Genomic DNA, 26,643 nt, shown 5'->3' on the forward strand with positions numbered 1-26,643 from the left:
AGCGCCGGCGCGGGGCGCTCAGCCGCCGTTGGCCTCGGCGACCGCCTTCAGCCGCGCCAGGCCCTTCTCGAAGTCCTTGCCGACGATCTTGTCGGTCGGCAGGATCTTGGAGAGCACCTTCATCAGGCCCTGCTGCGTCCCGGTCATCCGCCAGACCACCTCGGTGGCGCCGGATTCGGTCGGGTTCAGCTCGAACAGCACCTGATTGGTGGCCTGCCACGGCTTCTCGAAGATCAGCTGGATGCCGATCTCGCGATCGGCGCTGGCGACGACCTCCATGCTGCCCGCACCGGCCTTACGGTTGCCGACCCAGGCGTACTTGGCGCCGATACCGGCGTCCGGGCCGGTGTAGGTGCGCTGCAACTGTGGGTCGAGGTCCTCCCAGGGGGACCACTTCGTCCACTCGTGCAGGTTGTCGATCAACCCGTGAATGCGCGACGGCTCGGCCGAGATCACGGCCTGCCGGACCACTTCGAACTCAGCCATGCGGACAGCGTAGGCGACCGACCATAGGAAATGGGGTAAAAAACCATGTCGGCTCGGATGGCGCCACTCGCATACGATTACCGCGGGATGTTGTCGGATCAAAGCGGCCCGAATGGCCGCAGTCAAATGTTGCGGGCGCCCGCAGGTGAACCAATCGTGGTCGGCCTGCTGGGCGAGATCGCGCTGCGCCGGGACGGCGCGCTGACCGCGCTACCCGGAGCCCGCTCCCGGCTGCTGCTGGCGGCCTTGGCTTTGCGCCCCGGCCGCAGCCGCAGCGCCCAGTCCCTGATCGACGACGTATGGGGCGAGCAGCCGCCGCGTGCGCCGATGAACGCGCTGCACACTCAGGTGTCGCGGCTGCGTTCCGCGCTGCCCGACGGCGCGCTGGAGATCGGCCCGGCCGGCTATCGCCTGACGTTGCGTGCGGACCAGCTGGACCTGACCCGCGTCGCCGAACTCGTCCGTCTGGCTCGTGACTACCGGGCCGCCGGTGACGACGCGGGCTGCCTCGGCGCGGTCGCGCAGGCGCGGGCGCTGTGGCGCGGCGAGCCCGGCGCGGATCTGCCGCCGGGCGAGGTCGCCGATGCGCTGCATGCCTTGGCGACGAGCAGGCTGGCCGAACTGGATGCACTCGAGCTGGCGGCGCGCGAGTCGACCGGCGACCTCGACGGCGCGCTGCGGATCGCCCGGACCAGGGTCGGCCGCAACCCACTGGACGAACCCGCGCAACTCACCCTGATGCGATTGCTCGCCGTGGCAGGGCGCCCCAACGAGGCGCTGGAGTCGTTCGCCGCCTTCCGAACTCGGCTGGCCGAGCAACTCGGCGCGGACCCGGGACCGGCGCTGGTCGAGCTGAATACCGCGATCCTGCGCGGCGATTCGCTCGGCCCGATCGCCGCCGCAGCGCCGACGGCTCCGCAAAGCCACGGCACGGCAACACCTTCCGGAAACGGCGGCTCGCCGCCCGACGCGGACTTCACGATGCCCGCGGCGATCGGCCTGCGCGCCGCGCCCAACGCACTGCTCGGTCGCGAGGCCGATCTGACCATGCTCGACGAACTGCTGCGCACGTCGCGGGTGGTCACGGTGCTCGGCCCCGGCGGCTCCGGCAAGACCCGCATCGCCAACGAGGTCGGCGCGCGGATGGCCCGCACCCGCTCGGTGGTGTTGGTGGAGCTGGCATCGATCCGCGCGGAGGATACCGACGTCGTCCATGAGATCCAGGCCGCGATCAGCGCGGCGCTCGGTCTGAGCGACGTGATGTTCGGCTCGTCCGCGTTGCGGAATCGTGAGGTCGTCGAGGCAAGCTGGCGGCGCCTGCGCAACGCGGTCGCCGCGCGACCGATGATGCTCATCCTGGACAACTGCGAGCATCTGATCGATGCCACCGCGGTGGTGGTCGCCGACCTGATCGGCTTCGCGGATTTGCTGACCGTGCTGACCACCAGCCGAGCGCCGCTGATGATCACCGCCGAAGCGGTGTACCCGTTGCCGCCGTTGACCATCGACGCCGCCGGGTCGCCCGCGACCGAACTGTTCGCGGCGCGTGCCAGGTCGGTGCGACCCGGCGTCCGGCTCGATCCCGAGACCGTCGCTCAGCTGTGCCACACCCTCGATGGCCTGCCCCTGGCCATCGAACTTGCCGCCGCGCGGGTCCGGGCGATGAGTGTCGAGGAGATAAATCTGCGGCTGGCGGATCGGTTCGCGCTGCTGCGCCACGGCGATCGCAGTTCGCCCGAACGCCACCGCACCCTGCACGCGGTGATCGACTGGAGCTGGAATCTACTGGACGTCCCGCAGCAGGTGGCGCTGCGCCGATTGTCCCGATTCCCAGCGGGTTTCACGCTGTCCGCGGCCGAGGCGGTGGTCGGCGGGCCGGAGGTGGACGACGTCGCGGCGGCGGTCGACGGATTGGTGAACCAGTCGCTACTCACCATGCTCGACGACGAGGTCCTCGGCACCCGCTACCGCATGCTGGAGACGGTGCGCGAGTACGGCGACGAACAGCTGGCCGCGTGCCCGGCCGAGTCCGACCTGATGGCCGATCGATTGATGTTGTGGGCCAAGGACTTTGCCGTTGACGCCGCGGCCCGCTACCTCACCGGCGATCAGGTGGAGCTCGCCCTCTCGGTCGCCACCGAGCTGGACAACCTGCTTGCGGCACTGCGTTACGCGCTCGAACGGCGCGACGCCGCTACCGCGTACACGGTGTTCCCGGTGATCTCCATGCTGTGGGTGCTGCGCGGTTCGCACCTGGAGGTGGTCGCGTGGGCGCCCCGGGTCGCCGACCTGTGCCCGGCCGATACCGGACCGGACGCGCCACCCGGCGACCTGGTGCTGATGAGCTATCAGACGATGTTCCTGCACCTGGCCTTCAGTCAGGCCAGCGCGCGTGACCTGGTGCGCCTGCGCACCCGGATCCGCCGATTGTTGCGCAGCAGAACCGATCTCAGCGCCGCCAACCGCTTGGCCGGCAGCATCGTGCTGACCCGCTCCGACGGCCGCGGGCTGGCCCGGTTGATCGCGAACGCCATCCGGTCGACGGATCTCGAAACCCGGTCCACCGCCTTGCTGGTGCGCGCGAACATCAGGGAGAACCTGGGCGACGTGCGGGGTTCGACAGTCGACGCGGTCCGCGCGCTCGACATCGTCGGTCGGGACAATGTCTGGAGTGTGGCCATGGTGTGCAGGCACCTGGGCCAGGTGTACGGCCAGATCGCGGAATACGACAAGGCCGTGGTGCATTACCGGCGCGCGCTCGACATGCTGCAGCGGCTGGGAGCCTACGAGGACACCGTCGAGACCCGGGCGATGCTGGTCGCGTCGCTGCTCGGCGCTGGTTACCCGACGCAAGCCCGGCATGAATTGGAGATCGCGCTCGGATCGTCGGACCTCGACGGCTCGGTGGGCGGGAAGAATCATCTGCTCGCCACGATGATGCAGACCGCCGCCGAGGTGGCGCTCGGCGAGGGCGATATCGAGGGTGGGCTCAGCCGCTATCAACGGGCCTTGGAGCTGTCCGGCTGGCCGGGCAACGAGGCGAATCCGGGGCCGAGTGGGCTCATGCTCGGTGCCGCTGTATTGGACGCTCGCGTGCTCTACGGCGCGGTGGATGCCGGCGGTGAGCTCGTCGACAACCTGGTCGATCTGGTGTTGCCGACGATGACACAGTTCCAGGACCTGCCGCAGGTCGGCGCGGTCGCCTGCGCGGTCGGTTCGTATCTGATCGCCGCCGAGCGGGATCGGGACCGTGGGCTGGAACTGTTGGCGTTGGCGCCGAAGGTCTTCGGCCGTCAGGACTTTCCGTCGATGCGCTGGTCCACGCACGCCGAACGGGTCGACCGGCTGCTCGGTCCCGGCCCGTTGGCGGAGGCCAGGGCCGAGGTGGTGCGGATGCGTCGGCGGGATTCGTCCGAACGGATCATGCAGATCATGGGGGAGTTGCAGAACGCGCGCTGAGCGGCGAATCTGCCTGTCCGGGAAACCGATCGGGCCCGAATATCGGTGCCGGCCGGAACACGACGCAACGCCGGCCGACCCATGGTCGACCGGCGTTGCGTTGTCCCTCATCGGTTTTCGGTTGTCACGCCCGGCGCATGTACGCCTTGACGGCCAGCGGGGCGAAAATGACGATCACCACCACCGAGCCGATCAGCGACCAGGCCAGGTTGGTGCCGTAGCTGTTGCTGTTCATCAGGTCCTGGGCCGCGTTGACCATGTAGTAGACCGGGTTCACGTGGTTCAGGCCCTGCAGCCAGCCCGGCATCTTGCTCACCGGTGCCAGCGCGCCGGACATGAATGTCAGCGGGAACATGATCATCATCGAAATGCCTTGCACGCCAGAGGCACTCTTGCCGGTGACGCCGACGAGCGCCCAGATCCAGCTGACCGCGAACGAGCACACGATGATCACCAGTCCGGCGACGACCACGCCGGCGAATCCGCCGCCGGGCCGGTAGCCGAGGATCAGCCCGACCACAATGGTGAGCACCGTCGCGATGGTGTAGCGCACCATATCGGCGATCAGCGCACCGCTCAGGGCCGAAATGCGGGCGATCGGCAGGGATTTGAACCGATCGAAGACGCCCTTGTCCATGTCCTCGCGCAGCTGGGTGCCGGTGACGACCGAGGTCAGGATCACCGTCTGCACGAGGATGCCGGGGATGAGAGTCGGCAGGTAGTCGTGCACGGACCCGCCGATCGACCCGCCGAAGATGTAGGCGAACAAGGCGGTGAACAGGATCGGCTGGACCGTCACGTCGAACAGCTGTTCCGGGTTGTGCTTGATCTTCAGCAGGCCGCGATAGGCCATGGTGAACGAGGTCTCGATGGTCCTGCGCAGGCTGATGCTGTTGCTGACCTCGGGAATGTTGGCGGGTGCCGCGCGGCGCGGCTTGGCAGGTGCGGTGATCGTAGTCATGCCGCGCTCCGTTCGGTGTCGTCGTCGGCCGGACGGCCGGTGATGGTGAGGAAGACCTCGTCGAGGCTCGGCTTGCTGACGGTGATCTCGTCGATGCCGATCTGCCGCTCGCGCAGGCGAATCAGCAGATCGGCGGTCATCCCGGCATCGCGCAGCGGCGCGGTGAGCCGACCGGCCTCCGGTGTGATCACGGCATCGACCCCGAGGAACTCGCTGACGATGCGGCGTGCCTCGTCGAGCTGAGCCCGGTCGGTCATGGTCAGGTGTAGGGACGAGCCGCCGACCGAGGCCTTGAGCTCGTCGGCGGTGCCGTCGGCGATCACCCTGCCGTGGTCGATCACCGCGATGCGGTCGGCCAGCTGATCGGCCTCGTCCAGGTACTGCGTGGTGAGCAGCACCGTGGCGCCCTCGCGGACCAGCCTGCGGATGGTCTCCCACATCTGGGCGCGGGTGCGCGGGTCGAGGCCGGTGGTCGGCTCATCGAGGAACAGCAGCGGCGGGGTCGAGATCAGGCTGGCGGCCAGGTCGAGCCTGCGCCGCATGCCGCCGGAGAAGTTCTTGAGCGGCTTGGTCGCCGCTTCGACGAGGTCGAACTCCTCGAGCAGGTCGGCCGCCTTGCGCCGGGCGTCGGTGCGGCTGAGACCGAGCAGGCGGGAGAACAGGATCAGGTTTTCGGTGGCGGACAGGTCCTCGTCGACCGAGGCGTACTGCCCGGTGACGCCGACCAGCGACCGCACGGCCGTCGGTTCGGCGACGACGTCGTGGCCGAAGATGCGGGCGCTGCCACCGTCGAGCCGAAGCAGCGTGGCGAGCATCTTGATGGTCGTGGTCTTGCCTGCCCCGTTCGGTCCGAGCACGCCGTACACCGAGCCTTGCGGAACCGCCAAGCTCACACCATCGACGGCGCGCTGTTCCCCGAACACCTTGACCAGCCCATCCGCCTCGACGGCGAGTGCTGAAGTGGGTGTGAAAGAAGTCATGGGTAAACAGTGCGGCCACCTTCTTGCACGGCCCTTGCATGCCGATGACATGGCCCTTGCATCAGATGTCCAATGGGGTAGCATCTGATGCATGCGTACGACGATAGATATCGACGCAGTCGTGTTGGAACAACTTCGGCGTCGACAGAAACGGGAGGGAAAGACGTTGGGGCAATTGGTTTCCGAACTGCTGGCCCGCGAACTCGCCAGGGACGAGCCGAGGCTCGTTGCCGATATCGCCTGGCCGAGCCAGAACCTCGGTCTCCGTGTCGATATCGAGGACAAGCACGCGCTGTACGCGGCACTGGATGCGGATGGCTGATGTCGCGAACCGTCGACACCAACATCCTTGTCTACGCCTCGGACAGCGGGTCCCCGGTCTATCAGCAGGCGTCCGCGCTCATGCAAGAGCTACTGCGCGGCCCGGAACTGACGACTGTGTTCTGGCCGGTGCTGCAGAGCTACCTACGGATCGTGACGCATCCGGCGATCTGCTCGTCGCCACTGCCGATCGCGATGGCCCATCAGGCGGTCGAGGCGGTGCTGGCGTCGCCGTCGATCCGGGTCGTCGCGGAAGGCGCGAACTTCTGGCGCTGCTATACCCAGATCGGCGGAGGGCGCGGCAATGACGTGCCAGATGCGGTGATTGCCGCACTGATGCTCGAGCACGGCGTATCGACGATCTATACCCGGGATCGGGACTTTCGGCGGTATCCGGCCATCTCGGTCCGGGATCCGTTCGCGGATCGGGTCGTGCACGGACCGAGCTGACCGGCGCTACTGACTCGAGTCGGCGAGTAGCTTTTCGCGCAGCGTGGTGCGGTCGGGTTTGCCCGGGCCGCGCATGGGGATCTCGTCGACCAGCGTGAGCTCGCGGGGGGCGGCGATCGAATCCAGTTCGGCCACCACGTGTTCGCGTAGTTCGTCGAGGGTCGGCACCGCGCCGGGAGCGGGTACCACCACGACCGCGACCCGCTGGCCGAGGCGTTCGTCCGGCAGGCCGAGCACCACGCATTCGCGGATGGCCGGGTGATTCATCAGCACGGCCTCGACGACCTGCGGGATCACCAGTAGGCCACCGGTCATGATCGCCTCGTCGAGCCGGCCGGTGATGCTCAGCCTGCCGTTGTCGAAGGTGCCAGCGTCCTCGGTGCGGAACCAGCCGGGCTCGGCGAAGGCCGGGTTGTCCGGTTGGCCGCGGTAGCCCGAGGCGATCATCGCGCCGCCGAGCAGCACCCGGCCGTCCTCGATGCGTACCTGCGTGCCGTCCAGCGGGATGCCGTCGTACACGCAGCCGCCGCAGGTCTCGCTCATGCCATAGGTGCGAACCACGTTGATACCGGCCGCTTTCGCGCGTTCGTACACCGGAAGCGGGGTGGCCGCGCCGCCGACCAGGACACCGTCCAATTGGGCGAGCGCCGCCGCGGCGGCGGGTGCGTCGAGCGCCTTGATCAGCTGGGTCGGCACCAGCGCGGTGTAGCGCCGGTCGCCGCGCATGCCGGAGACGGCACCGGCCAAGGCCTCGGGCAGGAAACCACCCGACACGTCGAGGATGGTCGGCTGGGTGCCCGCCAGGATGCTGCGCAGCAGAACCTGAATGCCCGCGATGTGATGCGTCGGCAGGGCCAGCAGCCAGCTGCCGGGACCGCCGAGCCGGTCGTGTGTGGCGGTGCCGCTGGCCCGCAGCGCGGCGGCACTGAGCATCGCGCCCTTGGGCACGCCGGTGGTGCCGGACGTGGTCACCACGAGCGCGACATCGTCATCGATCGTCTCGCCGGGAGCCAGCGCTTCACTGAGCCGCCTGGCCTCGCGGCGGTCGCTGGTCGGGATCGGCAGCCACGCGGGCCCGCTGCCCTCCAACGCTTCTCGCAGATGAGGCAGGACCTCGCCCGCACCGGATCCGGTGGGCATGGGAAGTGTGCGAAGCGTGCGGCTCATGACTGCACCTCGCCGGCGCTCGGTTCCGTCATTCGCGGGGGCGCTGTGTCGATGGTTCGTTCGCTTCGCTCCCTCACGACCACACCCCGCCAAAGCTCGGATGCCCGCCGGGCTCACTCACGACCCCACCTCGCCGGCGCTCGGCCCCATCGTTCCCAGAGGCGCTGTGCCTACGGCTCGCCCACTGCGCTCGCTCACGGTAGCGATCGTGTCATGGCCGCGTCGCCGAACGCGGAACGGGTGGTCGGTTTGCTGGGGCGGCATGAGACATGTGTGGCCGCCCCCAGGAAATGGGGCTCAGGTACGCCAGGCATCGAGACTGCGATTCACTCGTCGGACGGGTTACGCACGGCGGCCGGCCCGGACATCGGCGGTCGGGGGCCATCCGAGCGCTATCGTCCTCGTCGCGGCGGCCCTTGGCAACTCGGGTCCGCAGGCCGATTGCACGTGCGAATGTAAGATCAGTCCGCTGACCTGCGCGAATCTCGGCGGATCGGATGATCCGGCGGTATCTCGACCAGCACGATCGGCACGCCGTCCGGGTCGCGCACCCACATTTCGATCAGTCCCCACGGCTCCTGAACGGGCGCCCGGTCGATGGCGACCCCCTTGAGCGCGAGCTCCGCCGCGGCGTCCGCGGCGTCGCGTACCTGGAGCCAGATGGCCCCGCCGAACGCGGACGGCCGACCCGATCCGCCGTGCGCGGCCACCTCGACCAGCGACTGTCCAGCGAAGAAGACCGTGCCGCCCGGATACTCCCGCGCGATAGCCAGCCCCAGCCCGTCGCGATAGAAATCGAGCGTGCGCGGGTAGTCGGTCGGCCGCAAAATGATTCGGCTGCTGAGGATGTCCATGTCAGAAGTACCAGGGGTAGGGCGTCCAGTCGGGCTTGCGCTTCTCCAGGAAGGCGTCGCGGCCCTCGACGGCCTCGTCGGTCATGTAGGCCATCCGCGTCGCCTCGCCCGCGAACAGTTGCTGGCCGACCAGCCCGTCGTCGAGCAGGTTGAACGCGTACTTCAACATCCGTTGCGCCTGTGGGGATTTGCCGTTGATGTCGGCGGTCCAGTCCAGCGCGACGTCTTCCAGTTCGGCATGGTCGACGACCTTGTTCACCGCGCCCATCTGGTGCATCTCCTCGGCGGTGTACGGGCGGCCGAGGAAGAAGATCTCGCGGGCGAACTTCTGGCCGACCATCTTCGCCAGGTAGGCGCTGCCGTAACCGCCGTCGAAGCTGCCCACGTCGGCGTCGGTCTGCTTGAAGCGGGCGTGCTCGCGACTGGCCAGGGTGAGATCACAGACCACGTGCAGACTGTGCCCGCCGCCCGCGGCCCAGCCGTTCACCAGCGCGATGACCACCTTCGGCATGAACCGGATGAGTCGCTGCACCTCGAGGATGTGCAACCGGCCCGCGCGGGCCTGGTCGACGGTGTCCGCGGTGTCGCCGCTGGCGTACTGGTAACCGTTGCGGCCGCGGATGCGCTGATCGCCGCCGGAGCAGAAGGCCCAGCCGCCGTCCTTCTCGCTCGGGCCGTTGCCGGTGAGCAGCACCGCGCCGACATCCGAGGTCATCCGAGCGTGGTCGAGTGCCCGATAGAGTTCGTCGACCGTATGCGGGCGAAACGCATTGCGTACCTCTGGGCGATCGAAAGCGACACGGACAGTGCCCTGTTCGATGTGCCGGTGGTAGGTGATGTCGGTCAGATTCTCGAACCCGGGGACGGGCCGCCACAACTTCGGATTGAACGTCACGTCAGTGATTATTGCCCTTGGCTCTCGGTCGGCTGATCCGGTGTGTGGAACTGCCACGACTTGACGGTGTAAAACAACGCGTTACCGTGCATATATGAGTGATGCAGTGAAACCGGTTATCGACCGGAGCGCGGTGGATGAGTCCCGGTACGAGAAGCATGGGGGATTCCCGAAGGTGTCCCGCGCGAAGATCGGGCGCAATTTCGGCCCGTTCGTCGAGGCGATGCGGACGCTGCAGGATCTCGCGGTTTCGGTGGACGCGCCCGACGAGGTCTTCGGTGCCGCGGTCGACCAGGCGCGAGAACTCACCGCGCTACTCGAGCCGTACCGCGCGCCCGAACTCCAGGGCCCAGCGGGCCGCGCCGTCGAATTGCCCGGCCGCGGAAGCCTTCTGCTGCTGCCGTGGCAGGTGGTCGAGGCGGGCCCGGACGGCATCCGGATGACCGGTGAGTTCCGCCGCTTCCATCTCGGCGGCAACGGCGCGGCGCACGGCGGCGTGCTACCGCTGCTGTTCGACGATCTGCTCGGCATGATCGTGCACTACGCCGGACGGCCGATCAGTCGCACCGCGTATCTGCATGTGAACTATCGCAAGATCACTCCGCTGCAGACGCCGCTGACCATTCGCGGTCGTGTCGATCGCACCGAGGGGCGCAAGACCTTCATCACTGCCGAATTGCTCGATGAGCAGGGCAATCTGCTCGCCGATTGTGAAGGATTGATGGTGCAGTTGCTGCCGTGGCAGCCTTGAGCCGGTGAGTGCCGCGACCAGTTGCGCGAGGATGCGTATAGTTGCGCCTGCTCGTTCATCGAAACCTATTCCGGAGGACCTGAAAGTGGTTGCAGCACTGTCTGAATCCCTGCTCGACGACGCCAAGCGCCCGGCTTTTCTTGCCGATGCCGTCGAGGTTCTTGATGCCGAGGTCTCGGACAAGGGTGGTGCGTCCGGCCTGGCTGTGAAGGGTGGCTACGCGGCGGTCAAGAAGATCAGCCCGTCGATCGTGCCCGATGCGCTGGCGTCGTTGGCGCCCAAGCTCGTTGCGCAGCTGGACCCGTTCTGGCAGGAATTCGCCGCAACGGGTTCGGGCACGTTCGGCGATCTGCTGGTCGCCAAGTCCGACCAGGTCGCCGAGGCGTTGCTCTCGGTCACCGACGCCCGCGCCGAAGCCTCCACCCGGCCCGCGCTGAAGAAGGTCTACTCGTCGATGCGTTCGTCGGCGAAGAAGAATGTCATCGAGGCGCTGCCGCGCGTCGGCGACCTGATTCAGAAGCACGCCAACTGAATTAACACCGTGCACGTCGAACGCGTCGCACATCGACCGGCCGCCCGCGGCCGTGCTGTCCGATGTGCGGCGCGTTCTGCTGTCCGGCCCGGCCGGTGCGACCGGCCGGGTGTGAGCAGGGCGACGAAGACGGAACGCCCACTGTCTGAGAGGCTGGAGGCGTGAACCCGTCTACAGCACAAGCGCAGGTCGTGGTGGACGAACTCGCGCGTGGGGGTGTACGGGATGTAGTCCTGTGCCCCGGATCGCGCAACGCCCCGCTGGCCTTCGCGCTGCAGGCCGCCGACGCGGCCGGCCGGCTGCGGCTGCACATGCGCATCGACGAGCGGACCGCAGGTTTCCTGGCCATCGGCTTGTCGGTGGCCAGCCGCCTCCCGGTGCCCGTGGTGATGACGTCGGGTACCGCGGTGGCCAATCTCGGCCCCGCCGTGCTGGAGGCCAATTACGCCCGCATTCCGCTGGTCGTGCTCAGTGCCAACCGGCCGTACGAGATGCTCGGTTCCGGCGCGAATCAGACGGTGGAGCAGCTCGGGCTCTTCGGTAGCCAGGTCCGTGCCACCATCAGCCTCGGCCTCGCCGAGGCGGAGGCGCTGACCGACGACTGCGCGGAGTACGGGCATCAGAACAGCCAGTGGCGCTCGGCGGTCTGCCGGGTGCTCGCGGCGGCCCGCGGCACCCGCTCCGGCAATGCCGGCCCGGTGCATTTCGACATCCCGCTGCGCGAGCCGCTGGTGCCCGACCTGGCGCCGGGCGAGCTGACGCCGGACGGGCGCGCGGACGACCAGGCCTGGACCAAGACCCAGTACGCCACGTTGGACGTGCCACTCGATCTCGATCTCACGCCCGACACCGTGGTCATCTCCGGGCACGGCGCCGGGCTACGGCCCGAGCTGGCCGACCTGCCCACCGTCGCGGAACCCACCGCCCCGATGCACGGCCCCGCGCTGCATCCGCTCGCGCTGCCGCTGCTGAAGCCGCGCCAGGCCATCATCACCGGGCGGCCGACCCTGCATCGTCAGGTATCCAAAGTCCTTGCCGACCCGGCGGTTCGGGTCTACGCGCTCACCACCGGCCCGCGTTGGCCCGATGTCTCCGGCAATGTGCTGGGCACCGGCACCAGGGCGGTCACCACCGGCGCGCCGCGGCCGGAGTGGCTGGCGTACTGCCGCGAACTCGACGCGAAGGCGAATCAGGTGGTGCGCGAGGAACTCGACCACCACCCGAAGCCGACCGGGCTGCATGTGGCCGCCGTGGTGATGAACGCGCTGCGGGACGGCGATCAGCTGGTGCTCGGCGCGTCCAATCCCGTGCGCGACGCCGCGTTGGTGTCGCATCCGCGTCCCGGCATCCGGGTGCTGTCGAACCGCGGCGTCGCGGGCATCGATGGCACGGTGTCCACTGCCGTCGGGGCGTCGTTGCGGCACGAGGGCCGCACGATCGCGTTGATCGGCGACCTGACGTTCCTGCACGACGCGTCCGGCCTGCTGATCGGCCCCGGCGAGCCGCGGCCCGCCGATCTGACCATCGTGGTGGCCAACGACGACGGTGGCGGCATCTTCGAGCTGCTCGAGCAGGGGGATCCGCAGTACGCAGGCGTCTTCGAGCGGGTCTTCGGCACGCCGCACGGGATGGACCTGGCCGCGCTGTGTGCGGCGTACCGCATCCCGCACCGGCAGGTCGATCCCGAGCAGTTGGCGGTCGAACTGGCCGGAAACGCGCATGGCACCCGGGTTTTGGAAGTCGCTACCGAGCGTTCCAGCTTGCGGGAGTTGCACGCGACGGTGCGCGCCAAGATCTCGCCGTAGCGGAGTCCCTGTGCCGCAAGCCGCCTCGGTTCAGGCGGGCTCGGGTTCGTCGTCGAACGGGACGGTGATCGACTGTTCGATCACGTCGGCCGGATCGGCGCCCCATGCGTCGCGGGCGATGGTCTCGGCAATCTCCTGGTCGACGCCGCCGTCCGGATCGGGGCCGTCGTTCAGGTAGTCGGTGTCGTTCGGATACGCGGGGATCGACTGCTCGGCGAGATCGGCTTCGGGAATCGCGTAGCTGTCGGCGGACGTGCTGTGATCGGTCATGGTGCTCCTCGCTGCGATGGCCTCGACCACGGGCGTACCCGTCGTGGCGCGCCGCAACCGAGGCGGACAACAGTTCCAGCACTGTCGAGCATGCGCCAGGTCCGGTCCGCGAGCAACCCCGTGGCGTCCGATCACTCGCCGTCGAGCGCCCCGGTTCCGTTGGCGGGAAATTCGACCAAGGCCAGCGTGCGGGCGGCCATGAACCGCGCGGTCCGCACCGGGGTTCCGGTCCGGGTTACTTCGGTCACTTCCACCACTCCGCGCGCGATGCGCACGTCGACTCGCCGTCCCGCACGGGTGGCTACCACTTCGTAATTGCGAGACCCGTCGCCGAAGTCGACGACGATCTCCACTCGATCACCCTTCATCTACCAATTGTCCTCTTTTCCAGCGCTTTTCGCTGTCACGACTTGGTCGCGGTGCGGTGCCGCGGGCGGCGTCGGACGACGGTGGCAGGCAGGCGAATTCGGTCGACGACGCGCGCGCCGCGGTCGCTCGATCGGGCCGTCGGGGGTCGCACCGATGAATCCTGTTGCGCCGCGTCGTCTGCACACACAGGAGACGTCCAGCTCGCCCAGGAGAACCGATGAACCAGGAATTCGATTTCGAACCGGCCGCCGCGGCACTCGAGGCCGTGGTCGTCCGCATCACCGATGATCAGCTCGCCGCCGGCTCACCGTGCGTGGACACCAGCGTGCGCGACCTGCTCGCCCACGTCGTCGACCTGACCGAGGCGTTCCGGCAGGCCGCGACGAAGGAGGCGGTCGGTGGTTCGGTCGCGCCGTCGGTGGGGGCCGAACGCGCGCTACCCGGCGATTGGCGCACGCGCATCCCCGCGCAACTGAAGGCGCTCGTCGGTGCGTGGCGCGAGCCGGCCGCCTGGGACGGCGTGACCGAGGCGGGCGGGGTCAGCGAGCAGGCGCCGGTGATGGCCAGGATCGCGCTGGACGAAATCGTCATCCACGGCTGGGATCTGGCCAAGGCCACCGGCCAGCCGTTCAACGCCACTGCGACCGACCTCGCCATCCTGCTCGACCTGCTCCGGGAGACCCCACCCGAGGGCACTCCCGGCCTCTTCGGTCCGGTGCTCCCGGTGCCCGCCGAGGCCTCCGCGCTCGAGCGGGTCCTCGCCCTCACCGGTCGCAGCGCCGACTGGGCGGCCTAACTCGGCGTGACGAATGTGCCTGCGCTGACGGCGTTTACGGCGGCGCGGGCGGCGGTGGTCGCGGCGTGGTCATCGATCGGATCGCCGCTGGCCAGCAGGCGGTAGTACAGCGGGGCGGACACCGCCGACAGCACGGCGCGCGCGTCGGTGCCGGCAGGCGCCTCGCCGCGGTCGATGGCCCGTTCGACGCAGGGCGCCCATTCGGCGAGGCGGACGTCGTAGAAGCGGCGCAGGGCGGTGGCGGCGGACTCGTCACAGGTGGCCGCGGCGATGACGGCCTGAAAGAGCTTGCCCTGGCGCGGATCTGTCAGCGTCTCGGCGACCAGGCGGGCGTTGGCGGTGAGGTCGCCGAGCAGCGATCCGGTGTCCGCGTGCGGCACGGACTGTTCGGCCATGTCGATCAGGAGGTCGGTGACCAGTCCGGTCGGATTGCGCCAGCGCCGATAGACGGTGGTCTTGCCGACCTCGGCGGCGGCGGCCACCTCGGCCAGGTCCAGGTGGGCGAAGCCGCGCTCGGCCAGCAGATCACCGGCGACCTGCAGTACGGACTCGCGGACCCGGGCCGTGCGTCCACCAGGGCGAACCGAGCCGGGAGCGGCCTCGTCGTCAATCATAATGGGTCTCCAGTTTCATTTAGTGCCGAGGGGGTGTACCGTTTGATGTGTTAACAGAACTGTAGACCCCTTAGGAGTCAACATGGAGTATCGGCGGCTCGGCGCATCAGGTCTGCTCGTTCCGGCCCTGAGCTTCGGCGCGGGCACGTTCGGCGGACGTGGCGAGCTTTTCAGCGCCTGGGGTGACACCGATGCCGAGCAGGCGCGGCGACTGGTCGACATCAGTCTGGAGGCGGGCGTCACCATGTTCGACACCGCCGACGTCTACTCCGACGGTGCCTCGGAGGAGGTGCTCGGCGCGGCGATCAAGGGCAGGCGCGATCAGCTGCTCATCTCCACCAAGGCGTCGCTGCCCACCGGCCCGAGCCCGACGCAGGCCGGTTCCGGGCGGGCCAGGCTGATCGGCGCGGTGGAGGCCTCGTTACGCAGGCTCGGCGCCGACTACCTCGACCTGTTCCAGCTGCACGCCTTCGACGCGGGCACTCCGGTCGAGGAAGTTGTTGCCGCACTGGATGATCTGGTTCGCGCGGGCAAGATCCGCTACGTCGGCGCCTCCAACTTCGCCGGTTGGCAGTTGATGAAATCCCTTGCCGCCGCGGACAAGCACGGCCTGACGCGCTATGTCGCCCACCAGGTGTACTACTCATTGGTCGGCCGTGACTACGAGTGGGAACTCATGCCGCTCGGCCAGGACCAGGGCGTCGGCGCTGTCGTCTGGAGCCCACTCGGCTGGGGCAGGCTCACCGGCAAAATCCGTCGCGGCCAACCGCTTCCGGAAGGTAGCCGCCTGCATCGAACCGCCGAGGCGGGCCCGCCGGTCGACGACGAAAAGCTGTACGACGTGGTCGACGTGCTGGACGAACTCGCCGCCGAAACCGGCAAGACCGTGCCGCAGATCGCGCTCAACTGGCTGCTGCGCCGCCCCACCGTGTCCACCGTCATCATCGGCGCCCGCAACGAGGACCAGCTGCGCCAGAACCTCGGCGCGGTCGGCTGGGAACTCAGCACCGACCAGGTCGCCCGCCTGGACAAGGCCAGCGCGACCACCCCGCCCTACCCCTACTACCCGTACTACCGCCTCGGCGACTTCACCCGCCTGAACCCGCCGGCCGTGTAGCTAGTAGACGTCGCGGACGTAGCGCTTTTGCGCGACAAGCTGTTTACGGAAGGCGAGGGCGCCCGCCTCGTCGAGGTTGCCGTGGACGCGGGCGATGCGCAGCAGTGCGTCGTCCACGTCCTTCGCCATTCTCGTTGCGTCGCCACAGATGTAGAGGTGCGCGCCGTCGGCGAGCCAGGACCAGAGTTCGGCGCCGTGTTCGATCATCCGGTGCTGCACGTAGATCCGCTCGCGCTGGTCGCGGGAGAAGGCCAGGTCCAGGCGGGTGAGGAAGCCGGAGCGGAACATGTCTTCGAGTTCGTTGCGGTAGTAGAAGTTTCGGGCGGCGTGCTGTTCGCCGAAGAACAGCCAGTTGCGGCCGGTGCAGCCGAGTTCTCGGCGCTCGTGCAGGAAGCCGCGGAACGGCGCGATGCCGGTGCCTGGGCCGACCATGATCATCGGTGCCGCCGGGTCGGCGGGCGGGCGGAAGTGTGGAGCCCGCTGCAGGAAGATCGGCACCGTGGTGGGCGCGGTGCCGGCCCGGTCGGCGAGGAAGGTCGAGCAGACGCCGCCGCGGCGGGCCGCGGATCCGGTGGCCGCGGGGTCGCCATAGCGCACGATGCCGACGGTCAGCTGCACCTCGTCGGGGCTGACGAGCGGGCTCGACGAGATCGAATATTGGCGCGGCTGCAGCTTTTTCAGCGTGCCGAGCCAGTCGACCAGATCGGCTCGCACCGGGAAGTCGCGCAGCACGTCCACGGCCTGGCGGTCCCACAGATAGTTGTCGAGCTCGTTGCGATTGTCCCGGCGCAGCAGTTTCGCCAACCGGATGTTCGGATTGCGCTCCGCGATAAAGGTGAGCAGGTCGTTGCTCACCTTGCTGATGTCGTAGTGCGTGCGCAGGGCCTCGCCCAGCGATAGTTCCCGGTCGTCGAGCTCGATGATCCGGCGTCCGTCCAGTCCCGTGCGGGCGAGCCATTCCTGCACCAGCACGGTGTCGTTGGTGGGCCAGACGCCGAGCGAATCACCCACCTCGTAGTCGGCTTCCAGCCCGCGCAGGTCGAAGCCGAACTGCCGCACCTCCTTCACCGAGCTGCCGAGGGTGAGCGACTCGTTGCGCACCAGCGGCGCGAGGACCGGCGCCTGCCGGGTGAACGGCGCGATCTCCCGTCGGGCGCGCCCCGGCGCGGGGGCGGCGGCGCGGGTGAGCACCGCCGTCATGGTGCTGGAGCGAGTGCGGGTCGGCGGCGGTGGGCCCGGATCATGTTCCGGTGCATCGCCTTCCATCGACTCGCCGAGCACGGCTACGACCGAGTCGAGCCAGCGCTCGGCGGGCTCCGGAAAGTCGGGTTCGCTGTCGACGCGCGGAAGCAGCCGCGTCGCACCGTATTCGGCGAACTTCTCATCCAATCGGCGGCCGTGCCCGCAGAAGTCGTCATAGGAGGAGTCGCCGAGCGCGAACACCGCGTAGCGCACGCCGGAGAGCTGAATCGCGGTGCCGTCGAGCCGGTGCCAGAAGTCGGCGCCGTTGTCCGGCGGTCCGCCGTCGCCGAACGTGCTGCTGATCACCAGCACGTCACCGGCAAGCCCGTCGACCGCGCACGAGTCCATGTCGAGCAGCCTTGGCGCGAAACCACATTCGGCCAGCCGTGCGGCGACCGTCGCCGCGAGTTCTTCTGCTGACCCGGTTTGCGACGCCCACAGCACCGTCACAGCGTGCGCGGGCGGCGCATCGGGAGCGGCGGCGCGGGAGTACATGCCGGCCAGCACGCCATCGATCCACAACCTGCTCTGCGCGGACATCGGCGCCGTGGTGGGCAACACGGGCAGCCCGGTCACCGGAATCGCCTGCAGCGCGGCCAGATACCCACTGAGATAGATCCGCTCGGCTTCGGTGAGCATCGGCGTCGCGGCCGCGTCCAGCCCGAACGCGGCGGCCAGCGGATGCGCCGTGGCCTGCGCGGGCGTCGGCACCGCGGGTGCTTCCGGCGGATCGGCCTCGGGTACGGCCACTCGGCGCAGCGAGACCGCGCACGCCTTGAACTCCGGTTGCAGCGAGGCCGGATCGACGGCGTCATTGGTGACCGCGTTGATCGTCAGATACTCGCCGTGCTCGTCGTTCCAGTGGAAAGGCGCGAAGCAATCGCCGGGCCGGACCCGGTCGCTGAGCTGTACGCCCAGCACGGCCCGCCCACGCCGCGAAGCGATTTCGAGCTGATCGCCCGCCCGCACTCCGAGTCGTTCGGCGTCGGCCGGATGCACCTCGACGAACGGCCGCCCGGTTATCTTGTTCAGCTTGTCGATCTTGCCGGTCTTGGTCATGGTGTGCCATTGATGCTGCAGCCGACCGGTATTGAGCAGGAACGGGAAGTCGTCGTCGGGCATTTCTTCCGGCGGAAGGTGCGGGCGCGGCCAGAACACGGCACGCCGGCTCGGTGTGGCGAACGCCAGCCGCGGCCGGCGGCCGTCCGCGTCGACGTGCAGGTTTTGGCTGACACCATCGTTGACGTAGCGAATCGGATTGCGCGAGCGCGCGCCATCGGGACAGGGCCACTGCATCGGGCCGTCCTTGAGCCGCTCGAAATCCATGCCGCGCAGGTCATATCCGGTGACCGGATTGGCGAACCGCTTGATCTCGGCGAAAACCTCGGCGCTGGAGCCGAACTCGAACCCGGCGAACCCCATCGCGGTCGCCACCTGGGCGATCAGCAGCCAATCCGGGCGCGCGGCACCGATCGGATCGACGCAACGCTGCAGCAAAGTGACGTTGCGCTCCGAATTCACCATCACCGCATCGGCTTCGGCCCACAGCGTCGCGGGCAGCAGCAGGTCGGCGTAGGCATTGGTGGCGGTCTCGAGGTAGGCGTCCTGGGCGATTACCAACTCGGCGGCCTCCAGCCCGTCGAGTACCGTCTTGCGATTGGCCACGGTGGCAACGGGATTCGTGCAGATGATCCAGGCGGCCTTGATCGTGCCCGCGGCCAGCTCGCGGAACATCTCGATGGTGCCCGGCCCCACCTCGTCGCGCACCGTGCCGGGCGCGAGCCCCCATGCGGTTTCGACGAAAGCGCGGTCGGCGGGGGAGAGCACGCTGCGCTGGCCGGGCAGGCCGGGGCCCATGTAGCCCATCTCCCGCCCGCCCATCGCGTTCGGCTGCCCGGTCAGCGAGAACGGCCCGCTGCCGACGCGACCGATGGCGCCGGTCGCCAGGTGCAGATTGCAGACCGCGTTGGTGTTCCAGGTGCCGTGAGTGGACTGATTGAGCCCCATCGTCCACAGCGACATCCACTCGCCCGCCGCGCCGATCCACCGTGCGGCGGTGCGGATATCGGCCTCGGCGAGTCCGGTGATCTCGGCGACCTTCGCGGGCGGGTAGTCGGCGAGGAACTCGGCCATCCCGTCCCAGCCCTCGGTGTGCTCGGCGATGAAATCCCGGTCGATGTCGCCGTTTTCGACGAGCAGGTGCAGCAGGCCGTTCAGCAGCGCCAGGTCGGTGCCCGGCGCGATCTGCAGGAACAGGTCGGCGCGAGCTGCGGTGTCGGTGCGTCGCGGATCGACGACGATCAACTTCGCGCCCGCCTTGAGCCGATCGGCCATGCGCAAGTACAGAATCGGGTGACAGTCGGCCATGTTCGCGCCGATCACGAAGAACAGATCGGCATGCTCGAAGTCGTCGTAGGAGCCGGGCGGGCCGTCCGCGCCCAGCGACTGCTTGTATCCGGTGCCCGCGCTCGCCATGCACAGCCGCGAATTGGCCTCGATGTGCACGGTCCGCAGATAGCCCTTGGCCAGCTTGGTGGCCAGGTATTGCGCCTCGAGCGACATCTGCCCGGAGACATACACCGCGATCGCGTCGGGTCCGTGCTCGTCCAGGATCGCGCGCAATCGATCGGCCGCCTCGCGCACCGCGTCGTCGACCGGCACCGGCACCGGCTCCCGACCGCGTTCAGGCCGTCGGTACGCGGTCTCCATCCGGCCGGGTGTGCGCATCAGTTCGAGGTGGGTGGCGCCCTTGGTGCACAGCCTGCCCGCGTTCGCCGGATGCAGCTTGTCGCCGCTGACCTTGGCGATGACCGGCGCCCCGTCGGCGCCCGCCCGGGTCTGCACCGTGATGCCGCAACCGACGCCACAGTACGAGCATGCCGTCCGCGCGGCGCGGTCCGCGGGTTTCGTGCCTGCGTCCACCATGCCCCCGATCATGGCCATCGCCGATTGCGGCGGGTTTACCCCGCGTTATCGACGTGTGACAATGACCCTCACCAGCGGAAAAGTGGTCGGTGAGGTGTGACGGAGATCGCTGGTCAGCCGAGCTTGTACGCCCGGTGCAATGCGACGATCCCGCCCGTCAGATTACGCCACTTCACCGAGGACCACCCGGTGTCGGCGATCCGCAGCGCCAGTTGCCGCTGGTTCGGCCAGGCCCGAATCGATTCCGCGAGATAGACATACGCGTCGGGATTGCTGCTGACCGCGCGGGCCACCTTCGGCAGCGCCTTCATCAGGTATTCCATGTACACCGTCCGGAATCCCGGCACGATCGGCGTGGAGAACTCGGCGATGACCAGCCGCCCGCCCGGCTTGGTGACCCGCAGCATCTCGCGCAGCGCGGTGTCCGGATCGGCGACATTGCGCAGCCCGTAGGAGATGGTCACCGCGTCGAACGACTCGTCGGCGAACGGCAATGCCATCGCATCGGCCGCCACCATCGGCACCTTGCGGTGCTTACCCGCGGCCAGCATGCCCTGGGAGAAGTCGGCGGCCAGGCACCAGGCACCGGACTTCGCCAGATCGAGGGTGGACACCCCCGTGCCCGCCGCGAGGTCGAGCACCCGCTCGCCCGGCCGTGGCGCCAGCGCCTTGCGCACCGCCCACCGCCAGTAGCGATCCTGGCCACCGGAGATCACCGTGTTGGTCAGGTCATACCGGCGCGCGACACCATCGAACATCGACGCAACCTCGTGCGGCTGCTTGTCCAACGAAGCCCTGGTCGATTCTGTTTTCGCCACGCTCATCCGTCTCTCCGCGTCTTTAGGCCATACAAGTCGGGTGCCTCCTGAGTCGCGTACAGGTCTTGCGTCCGGTGCGCCGCATTTCTGGGCGTGCCCGACGAGTTACCCATGTTCTCACGAGATCATTTGCGACTTTCCGATCGGCCGCTGCGCGGCAATCGGTTGCGGAATAGGGCCTCTTTATGCCGTATGCGGAAGCCGCATTCGGGTGCCGGTGACGTCCGCGTAGTGCCCCATCAGTTCGGTGCAGATGGCGGGCCAGGTGCGATGCAGCACCGATTTGCGTGCGGCACCGGCGAATCGGGCCCGCAATACCGGATCATGTAGTGCCGCAACGGCACTCGGCAGCAGTTCGGTGAAACGGTCGACCGGGAGCAGATAACCGTTGCGACAGTGCGCGATCAGGTCACGCGGGCCGCCCGCGTCCGGGCCGATCACCGGGATGCCGCAGGCCAGGGCCTCCTGCACGCCCTGGCAGAAGGTTTCGTGCTCGCCCGCGTGCACCATCACGTCCAGGCTCGCGTACGCCTGGGCCAGGGTGTCACCGCCGAGCTCGCCGGTGAACACGGCGGTCGGCATCATTCGCGCGAGCCGGTCCCGTTCCGGCCCGTCCCCGACGATCACCAACTGGATGTCCGGGTCGTTGCCGAGCACGGCGAGCCGCTCGACGTGCTTCTCCGGCGCGAGTCGTCCGACGAAGCCGACCACCAGCTTGTCGCCGTCCAGCCAGGAGTCGCGCAGTTCCGTGCGCCGCGCAGCCGGGTTGAACCGGTCGATGTCCACGCCACGTCCCCAGCGGTGCACGCGCGGAATGCCGTGCTGTGCCAGGTCGTCCGCGGCCGCCCGGGACGGCGCCAGTGTCCTGGTCGCCCCCTCGTGGATGCGTCGCGTCCAGGCCCACGCCGCCCGGCTGGCCAGCGCCAGCCCGTAACTCTTGGCGAACCCGGCGACATCGGTCTGATACACCGCCACCGTCGGCAGATCCAACCGCATCGCCGCCCCGAGACCGCCGGCCCCGAGCAGGAACGGCGAGGCCAGATGCACCACGTCCGCGTCGAAATCCTCGATGGCCGAGACGATGCCGGGCTGCGGCAGCCCCACCGGCAGCGAACTGATCTTCGGCACCATCACCGCGGGCACCCGGTGCACCCGGAACCGCTCGTGCCAGCGCGCGGCGGGCGGCAACCCACGCGGGGTGTCCGGCGCGATGATCAACGCGTCGTGGCCGTGCCGGTCCAAGTGGTCGACCACCCGCAGCACCGAGTTGACCACGCCGTTCATATTCGGCAGAAACGACTCCGCAACGATCGCTACACGCACCCTCTCAGGGTGACCGCCACAGCGCGCCGTGCCGCCACATGGGCGTTAAGGAAACCTAAAGATCGAGCGAACACCTCGGGCCGATCGGCGGTTCACATGCCGAAAGCGTGGAACCGGGGATCGGCCATGCCCTCCTCGGTGGCGATCGCGCCGAGCACGGTGCGCAGCACGGCGACGGCCTCGGCGCCGTGTTCGCGGATCAGGCGCTGCTCGTAGCGGCGATGGAATTTCTTTGCGGTACTGAGCAGCTCGTTGCCGCGTGTGGTCGGGTACAGCAGTTTGGCCCGTCGATCGGCCGGGTCGTCGCGCCGTTCGAGGTAGCCGCGGCGTTGCATGTCGTCGACGATCTGCGCGGCGCCCTGCTTGGTGATCTCCAGGCGTTCGGCCAGTTCGCTGATGTTCATCGGCTTGCGCGCGAGCGAGCGCAGCACGTATCCGTCGGAACGCCCGGTGTCCGCGAAACCCTGTGCCGACACGGTTTCGCGGAGCTCGCGCACGAACTGCTGATAACCGAGGCCGAGCAGGATGCCGAAATCCAGGTCTTGCGATGGTGCCGTCATACCGTCATGATAGACAAGCAAACTTGAACAAGCTTACTTGTCTATCTAGGAGTCACATGCTCGTCATCAAAGCCGCCGACGCACCGCGTTTCGAGATGCCCGGCGCGCAGTTCACCGCCATGGCTTCGCCGAGCCGCGGTTCGGCCGAGGTCTGTACCTGGCGGCTCACCGTCGCGCCGCGGCACCGGCCGGACGGGTCGCACGTGCTCGATCGCGACGAGATCTTCATGGTCGTCGCCGGAAAACTCGACGTCAGCGGTCAGCTGCTGGCGGCGGGGGATGTCGTGGTGGTGCCCGCGGGCAGCCCCATCGCGGTGGGTAACCCTGGCGACGAACCGGCCGAGGCGTTCATCGCGATCGCCGCGGGTTTCGAGGCCGTCATGCCCGATGGCAGCAGGCTGTCGCCGCCGTGGGCGCAGTAGTTCAGCTCGATTTCGGGCGTCGCCTGCCGAGCCGGGCCAGCAGCCACAGCGTCGGCAACGCGATCAGCCACACCACCACGATCACCGACAGGGCGGGGGGAATGGCAACGCGGACATCGCGTCCCTCCACCCGCACCAGATCGGGATCGGCGCGGTTGTACTCGACCCGGATGCGCTCACCCGCAGTGAGATTGGTCGGATACAGCACGCCGACCTTCGGATTGTGGGTCTCCCCGTCCGGGGTCACGTACATGACCGCCGAGCGCAGCCGCCCTGCGGAGAGCACCTCGGCGCTGGCCACACCCTTGTCCGAGCTGATCAGGTAGTCGTTGCGCCAGGCCGCGCACACCAGCAGCACGACGAGCACGCTGACCACCGCCGCCGCCGTGAGCACGCTGATCCTGGCCCGCCGCAGGCGGATCGACCGCCGATCAGACTGGGTGGTTTCCAACACTGCAACAGGCTACCGACCGACTCGGATACGGTGTCGCGCATGTCCCGAAAATTCAGCTTCACCGTGCCTTATGCCGTCCCGGTCGAAGATCTTCACCGGGCACTTACCGACGACAAGGTCTGGCAGGCGCGTTTCGCCGACGCCGAGACCGCAACATTGGACCTTTCCCATCCCGACGGTGCCGACACCATCCGCATCCACATGACCGAAAAGGCTTCCGAGGACAAGATTCCGAGCGTGGTGAGCAAGGTGCTGAAGAGCCAGCTCACGCTCGAGCGCACCGACAACTGGGCGGCCCTGGCCGGCGAGGTCGCCAAGGGCTCGTTCAAGGGCGCGACCACCGGCATCGCCACCGAGATGTCGGGCACCTACGAAATGCGTTCGACCGCAGAGGGCTCCGAGATCGAGGTGGTCGGCACCGTGCAGGTCAAGGTGCCGGTGGTCGGCGGCGCCATCGAACCGCTGGCCGAGCAGCTGCACCATCGCGTGCTCAACAGCGAGCGCACGTTCATCGAGGAGTGGGTCGCCGCTCAGGCGACTGCCTGATCCAGTCGAGGCCCTGCCTGATTCAGCAAAGGTCTGCCTGAACCAGGCCCCGCCCCGCCGTCCCGGTCCGCACCGGGACGGCGGGCCGCTCGGCTACTCGAAGTCGGCGGGGGAGTACTCCTTCTGCTGCACCAGCACCAGCCAGTTCCCGGAGTTGTCCCGGATGATCGCCTCGGTGCCGTAGGGCCGTTCCGCGGGCGGCTGAACGAACTCGACACCCTTCGCGGTGAGTTCCTCGAAGGTTTTCTGGCAATTCTCGGTGCGCAGCCCGAGCGCGCCGTGCGTGCCGTTCGCGAGCGCGCGGCGGATGGCGTCGGCCAGATTGTCGTCCAGCGGCGGGCCGGGGACCATCAACGTCACCTCGAGCTCCGGGTGCGCCGGGTGCGCGACGGTGACCCAGCGGAACCCGTTGTCGCCCATGGTGATATCGGTGACCTCGACGAAACCCAGCTTGTCGAGGTACCACTGCTTGGCTTCATCCTGGTCGGTGACGTACACGGTGACCAGGGAGACGTTCGTGATCGTTGTCATGCGACCAGGCTATGGGCGGCGGCGCCGGGGGGCTTCTCCGAAATTGCGGGATCTCAGCCGTCTCGTTTGCGGTCGCTGAGGCCGTGCATGAACACATAACACCCGGGTATGCGCGGCGCCCCGTCGGCGAACTTCGCCTGATACTCCGAGGGCGTGACGCCGACCAGCTGACGGAATTTGCTGCTGAACGAACCGAGGCTGCTGTACCCGACCAGCATGCACACCTCGGTGACCGTGACATTGGACGAACGCAGCAGGTCCTGCGCGCGCTCGATCCGCCGCTCCGCCAGATACGCGGCCGGCGTCAGCCCGTAGACCGCGGCGAACGCCCGCAGGAAGTGATACTTGGAAACCCCTGCGGCAGCGGCTAATTCATCGAGACGCAGCGGGTCGGCATACTGTCGATCCGCGAGATCGCGCGCCCGCCGCAGATGCGGCAGCAAATACAGTGCGGGCAATCCACCGTGTTGTCCGCCCATGGTTGAGAACCCGTCGTCGCGTGGGCAAGGCAAGCGTCAGCCTACCGCCGGTGCGTTCGGGGAACCGCAGGTCCTGGCGTCAGGAAAAGGGTGGCAGGTCGTCGGTGCGCATCGACATCCGCCCGGCCGCCCGCCACGCTCGCGCGGTCAGGTCCACGTCCTCGTCGGTGACCAGATTGCCCATCACCCGAACCGCCGTGCGCTGCAAGTACTTCGACCGCATCACCGGCGGCCCGCCGACCGGCACCATCCGCGGATGGGTGGCCAGCCCGGCAATCCGGCGCGCCACCGAGAACGTGCGGCCATATTTCGCGCGCAGCAGCCCGGGCCAGACACGGGTGAGGTCCGGCTCGTCGAGCAGCCCGGCCAACATGTGCCCGCCCTCCAGGCCGTAATCGATACCCTCGCCGTTCAACGGATTCACACAACCCGCGGCATCGCCGACCAGCACCCAGTTGCGCCCGGCCACATTCGACACCGCGCCGCCCATCGGCAGCAGCGCCGAGGCCACCGCGCGCAACGAACCCTCGAACTCCCACTCATCGAAACGCAGCTTCGTGTAGTGCTCCAGCAACGGCTTCAACGCGATGTGCGACGGCCGTTTCTCGGTGGCCAGCGAACCGACCCCGATATTGACCTCACCGTTGCCGAGCGGGAACACCCAGCCGTAGCCGGGGACCAGCACATTGTCGGCGTCGCGCAGTTCGAGATGCGAGGTGATCCACTGGTCGTCGCTGCGGCCGGACTTGATGTACGCGCGGGCCGCCGTGCCGTAGGCGTACTGGCGATGCCAGGTGCGGCCGAGTAGCCGTCCGATCGGCGAGCGCACGCCGTCGGCGACGACGAGCGTCGCGCACTCGATGGTGTGCGTGCCCGCCGCTGTCCGCACGATCACACCCGTGACGCGGTCACCGTCGCGCGTGACATCGACCACCTTCGTGCCGTCGATCATCCGCGCGCCGGACTTCATCGCGGTCTCGCGCAGCTTGTCGTCGAGTTCGGTTCGGGGAACGGCACTTCCGTAGGTCGGAAAGGAACCGGCGGGCCACGGCAGCAGCGCCTCCCTGCCGAAACCGGTCATCCGCAGGCCGTGGTTGACGGTGTGCGCGCGCAGCCAGTCGCCGAGGCCGAGGTGTTCCATTTCGGCCGTCGCGCGCGGGGTCAGCCCATCGCCGCAGGTCTTGTCCCTGGGGAAGACGGCGGAGTCGAGCAGCACCACGTCGCGACCGGCCCGCGCGGCCCAGGCCGCCGACGCGGAACCGGCCGGGCCCGCGCCGATCACGAGCACCTCGGCCCTGGCGGGCAGCGCGTCCCCGCTCGCGGGGGTGACTTCCGGTGAACCCATGGTCTCAATACTTGCAGGGCAATCTTGTTCGTGTCGACGGCGGGCGCGTCACCGGTGCTGCGGCGTGGCGAGGCGCGCGGACGGCAGCGTGCAAAAGTGTCTGATACACCGCATAGTGATGGTGTTCATGGGCCATCGGCTGGGGACACGCTAGGTTCTCTATCGTGGGGT

General features: G+C 68.3%; 27 protein-coding genes. 10 read left to right on the forward strand and 17 right to left on the reverse strand.

The features are described from left to right. Positions 1-18: 18 nt before the first annotated feature. Positions 19-486: an SRPBCC family protein gene (locus ABZ942_RS24045; RefSeq protein ID WP_357385505.1), complete on the reverse strand. Its 468-nt coding sequence runs from the start codon at positions 484-486 to the stop codon at positions 19-21. 156 nt (positions 487-642) lie between these two features. Here ABZ942_RS24045 and ABZ942_RS24050 point away from each other — a divergent pair, with 156 nt between their 5' ends. Next, positions 643-3,945 carry a BTAD domain-containing putative transcriptional regulator gene (locus ABZ942_RS24050; RefSeq protein ID WP_357385507.1) on the forward strand — a complete coding sequence of 1,101 codons (3,303 nt, stop codon included), beginning with the start codon at positions 643-645 and terminating at the stop codon, positions 3,943-3,945. Positions 3,946-4,069: 124 nt separating this feature from the next. Here the strand turns inward: ABZ942_RS24050 and ABZ942_RS24055 are convergent, their stop codons facing one another. After that, positions 4,070-4,906, reverse strand: coding sequence for an ABC transporter permease (locus tag ABZ942_RS24055; RefSeq protein WP_357385509.1), 837 nt, complete (start codon positions 4,904-4,906; stop codon positions 4,070-4,072). Further along, entirely contained in the window at positions 4,903-5,886 is a 984-nt protein-coding gene (locus ABZ942_RS24060) for an ATP-binding cassette domain-containing protein (RefSeq protein WP_357385511.1), read from the reverse strand. The genes ABZ942_RS24055 and ABZ942_RS24060 overlap by 4 nt, the downstream gene beginning before the upstream one ends. Positions 5,887-5,977: 91 nt before the next feature. On the opposite strand from ABZ942_RS24060, the gene ABZ942_RS24065 reads away from it, so the two are divergent. Continuing rightward, complete coding sequence (locus tag ABZ942_RS24065; RefSeq protein ID WP_357385513.1) at positions 5,978-6,208, forward strand: antitoxin; 231 nt, start codon at positions 5,978-5,980, stop codon at positions 6,206-6,208. After that, a complete protein-coding gene (locus tag ABZ942_RS24070) occupies positions 6,208-6,657 on the forward strand; it encodes a TA system VapC family ribonuclease toxin (protein WP_357385515.1) in 450 nt (149 codons plus the stop codon). The genes ABZ942_RS24065 and ABZ942_RS24070 overlap by 1 nt, the downstream gene beginning before the upstream one ends. A 6-nt stretch (positions 6,658-6,663) precedes the next feature. Here the strand turns inward: ABZ942_RS24070 and menE are convergent, their stop codons facing one another. The 3 genes from menE to ABZ942_RS24085 all read right to left on the reverse strand — a co-directional run bounded on the left by menE (position 6,664) and on the right by ABZ942_RS24085 (position 9,573). Then, positions 6,664-7,824: an o-succinylbenzoate--CoA ligase gene (gene menE, locus ABZ942_RS24075; RefSeq protein WP_357385517.1), complete on the reverse strand. Its 1,161-nt coding sequence runs from the start codon at positions 7,822-7,824 to the stop codon at positions 6,664-6,666. 461 nt (positions 7,825-8,285) lie between these two features. After that, entirely contained in the window at positions 8,286-8,678 is a 393-nt protein-coding gene (locus ABZ942_RS24080) for a VOC family protein (protein ID WP_357385519.1), read from the reverse strand. A gap of 1 nt (position 8,679) precedes the next feature. Then, a complete protein-coding gene (locus ABZ942_RS24085) occupies positions 8,680-9,573 on the reverse strand; it encodes a 1,4-dihydroxy-2-naphthoyl-CoA synthase (RefSeq protein WP_357385521.1) in 894 nt (297 codons plus the stop codon). 94 nt (positions 9,574-9,667) lie between these two features. Between ABZ942_RS24085 and ABZ942_RS24090 the strand changes: the two genes are divergently transcribed. From ABZ942_RS24090 to menD, 3 genes are all read left to right on the forward strand, one after another. Beyond that, on the forward strand, positions 9,668-10,324 hold the full coding sequence (locus ABZ942_RS24090; protein ID WP_357385523.1) for a PaaI family thioesterase: 657 nt from the start codon (positions 9,668-9,670) through the stop codon (positions 10,322-10,324). Positions 10,325-10,409: 85 nt separating this feature from the next. After that, positions 10,410-10,856 (forward strand): hypothetical protein, encoded by a 447-nt coding sequence (locus tag ABZ942_RS24095; RefSeq protein WP_357385895.1) that lies wholly within the window; start codon positions 10,410-10,412, stop codon positions 10,854-10,856. 161 nt (positions 10,857-11,017) lie between these two features. Continuing rightward, positions 11,018-12,661 carry a 2-succinyl-5-enolpyruvyl-6-hydroxy-3-cyclohexene-1-carboxylic-acid synthase gene (gene menD, locus ABZ942_RS24100; RefSeq protein ID WP_357385525.1) on the forward strand — a complete coding sequence of 548 codons (1,644 nt, stop codon included), beginning with the start codon at positions 11,018-11,020 and terminating at the stop codon, positions 12,659-12,661. A 30-nt stretch (positions 12,662-12,691) separates the two neighbouring features. Here the strand turns inward: menD and ABZ942_RS24105 are convergent, their stop codons facing one another. Beyond that, positions 12,692-12,931 (reverse strand): hypothetical protein, encoded by a 240-nt coding sequence (locus ABZ942_RS24105; protein WP_357385527.1) that lies wholly within the window; start codon positions 12,929-12,931, stop codon positions 12,692-12,694. A gap of 131 nt (positions 12,932-13,062) precedes the next feature. Next, positions 13,063-13,299, reverse strand: coding sequence for a hypothetical protein (locus ABZ942_RS24110; protein ID WP_357385529.1), 237 nt, complete (start codon positions 13,297-13,299; stop codon positions 13,063-13,065). Between the two features lie 218 nt (positions 13,300-13,517). On the opposite strand from ABZ942_RS24110, the gene ABZ942_RS24115 reads away from it, so the two are divergent. Continuing rightward, positions 13,518-14,096 carry a TIGR03086 family metal-binding protein gene (locus ABZ942_RS24115; RefSeq protein WP_357385531.1) on the forward strand — a complete coding sequence of 193 codons (579 nt, stop codon included), beginning with the start codon at positions 13,518-13,520 and terminating at the stop codon, positions 14,094-14,096. Here ABZ942_RS24115 and ABZ942_RS24120 read toward each other — a convergent pair. After that, a complete protein-coding gene (locus tag ABZ942_RS24120; protein ID WP_357385533.1) occupies positions 14,093-14,710 on the reverse strand; it encodes a TetR-like C-terminal domain-containing protein in 618 nt (205 codons plus the stop codon). The two genes, ABZ942_RS24115 and ABZ942_RS24120, sit on opposite strands and share 4 nt — an antisense overlap. Positions 14,711-14,792: 82 nt before the next feature. On the opposite strand from ABZ942_RS24120, the gene ABZ942_RS24125 reads away from it, so the two are divergent. After that, positions 14,793-15,827, forward strand: coding sequence for an aldo/keto reductase (locus tag ABZ942_RS24125; protein WP_357385535.1), 1,035 nt, complete (start codon positions 14,793-14,795; stop codon positions 15,825-15,827). Here ABZ942_RS24125 and ABZ942_RS24130 read toward each other — a convergent pair whose 3' ends face one another. From ABZ942_RS24130 to ABZ942_RS24145, 4 genes are all read right to left on the reverse strand, one after another. Then, the gene (locus tag ABZ942_RS24130; RefSeq protein WP_357385537.1) at positions 15,828-19,994 is read right to left on the reverse strand and encodes a bifunctional nitrate reductase/sulfite reductase flavoprotein subunit alpha; all 4,167 of its coding nucleotides are present in this window, start codon (positions 19,992-19,994) and stop codon (positions 15,828-15,830) included. It lies immediately after the preceding gene. Positions 19,995-20,107: 113 nt separating this feature from the next. Next, on the reverse strand, positions 20,108-20,812 hold the full coding sequence (locus ABZ942_RS24135) for a demethylmenaquinone methyltransferase (RefSeq protein WP_357385897.1): 705 nt from the start codon (positions 20,810-20,812) through the stop codon (positions 20,108-20,110). A gap of 183 nt (positions 20,813-20,995) precedes the next feature. After that, positions 20,996-22,135 carry a glycosyltransferase family 1 protein gene (locus tag ABZ942_RS24140; protein WP_357385539.1) on the reverse strand — a complete coding sequence of 380 codons (1,140 nt, stop codon included), beginning with the start codon at positions 22,133-22,135 and terminating at the stop codon, positions 20,996-20,998. Between the two features lie 92 nt (positions 22,136-22,227). Then, positions 22,228-22,695 carry a MarR family transcriptional regulator gene (locus tag ABZ942_RS24145; protein ID WP_357385541.1) on the reverse strand — a complete coding sequence of 156 codons (468 nt, stop codon included), beginning with the start codon at positions 22,693-22,695 and terminating at the stop codon, positions 22,228-22,230. Between the two features lie 56 nt (positions 22,696-22,751). On the opposite strand from ABZ942_RS24145, the gene ABZ942_RS24150 reads away from it, so the two are divergent. Further along, positions 22,752-23,117: a cupin domain-containing protein gene (locus ABZ942_RS24150; RefSeq protein WP_357385543.1), complete on the forward strand. Its 366-nt coding sequence runs from the start codon at positions 22,752-22,754 to the stop codon at positions 23,115-23,117. A gap of 1 nt (position 23,118) precedes the next feature. On the opposite strand, the gene ABZ942_RS24155 is transcribed toward ABZ942_RS24150, so the two are convergent. Then, positions 23,119-23,571, reverse strand: coding sequence for a DUF3592 domain-containing protein (locus tag ABZ942_RS24155; protein ID WP_357385545.1), 453 nt, complete (start codon positions 23,569-23,571; stop codon positions 23,119-23,121). Between the two features lie 39 nt (positions 23,572-23,610). Between ABZ942_RS24155 and ABZ942_RS24160 the strand changes: the two genes are divergently transcribed. Then, a complete protein-coding gene (locus tag ABZ942_RS24160) occupies positions 23,611-24,117 on the forward strand; it encodes a DUF2505 domain-containing protein (protein ID WP_357385546.1) in 507 nt (168 codons plus the stop codon). Between the two features lie 93 nt (positions 24,118-24,210). Here the strand turns inward: ABZ942_RS24160 and ABZ942_RS24165 are convergent, their stop codons facing one another. The 3 genes from ABZ942_RS24165 to ABZ942_RS24175 all read right to left on the reverse strand — a co-directional run bounded on the left by ABZ942_RS24165 (position 24,211) and on the right by ABZ942_RS24175 (position 26,472). Then, the gene (locus ABZ942_RS24165) at positions 24,211-24,648 is read right to left on the reverse strand and encodes a VOC family protein (RefSeq protein WP_357385548.1); all 438 of its coding nucleotides are present in this window, start codon (positions 24,646-24,648) and stop codon (positions 24,211-24,213) included. Between the two features lie 53 nt (positions 24,649-24,701). Further along, positions 24,702-25,127 carry an AraC family transcriptional regulator gene (locus ABZ942_RS24170; RefSeq protein ID WP_357385550.1) on the reverse strand — a complete coding sequence of 142 codons (426 nt, stop codon included), beginning with the start codon at positions 25,125-25,127 and terminating at the stop codon, positions 24,702-24,704. Positions 25,128-25,206: 79 nt separating this feature from the next. Continuing rightward, entirely contained in the window at positions 25,207-26,472 is a 1,266-nt protein-coding gene (locus ABZ942_RS24175) for a geranylgeranyl reductase family protein (RefSeq protein ID WP_357385552.1), read from the reverse strand. Positions 26,473-26,643 lie beyond the last annotated feature (171 nt).

The organism is Nocardia sp. NPDC046473, from assembly GCF_040645995.1.
Lineage (GTDB): Bacteria > Actinomycetota > Actinomycetes > Mycobacteriales > Mycobacteriaceae > Nocardia.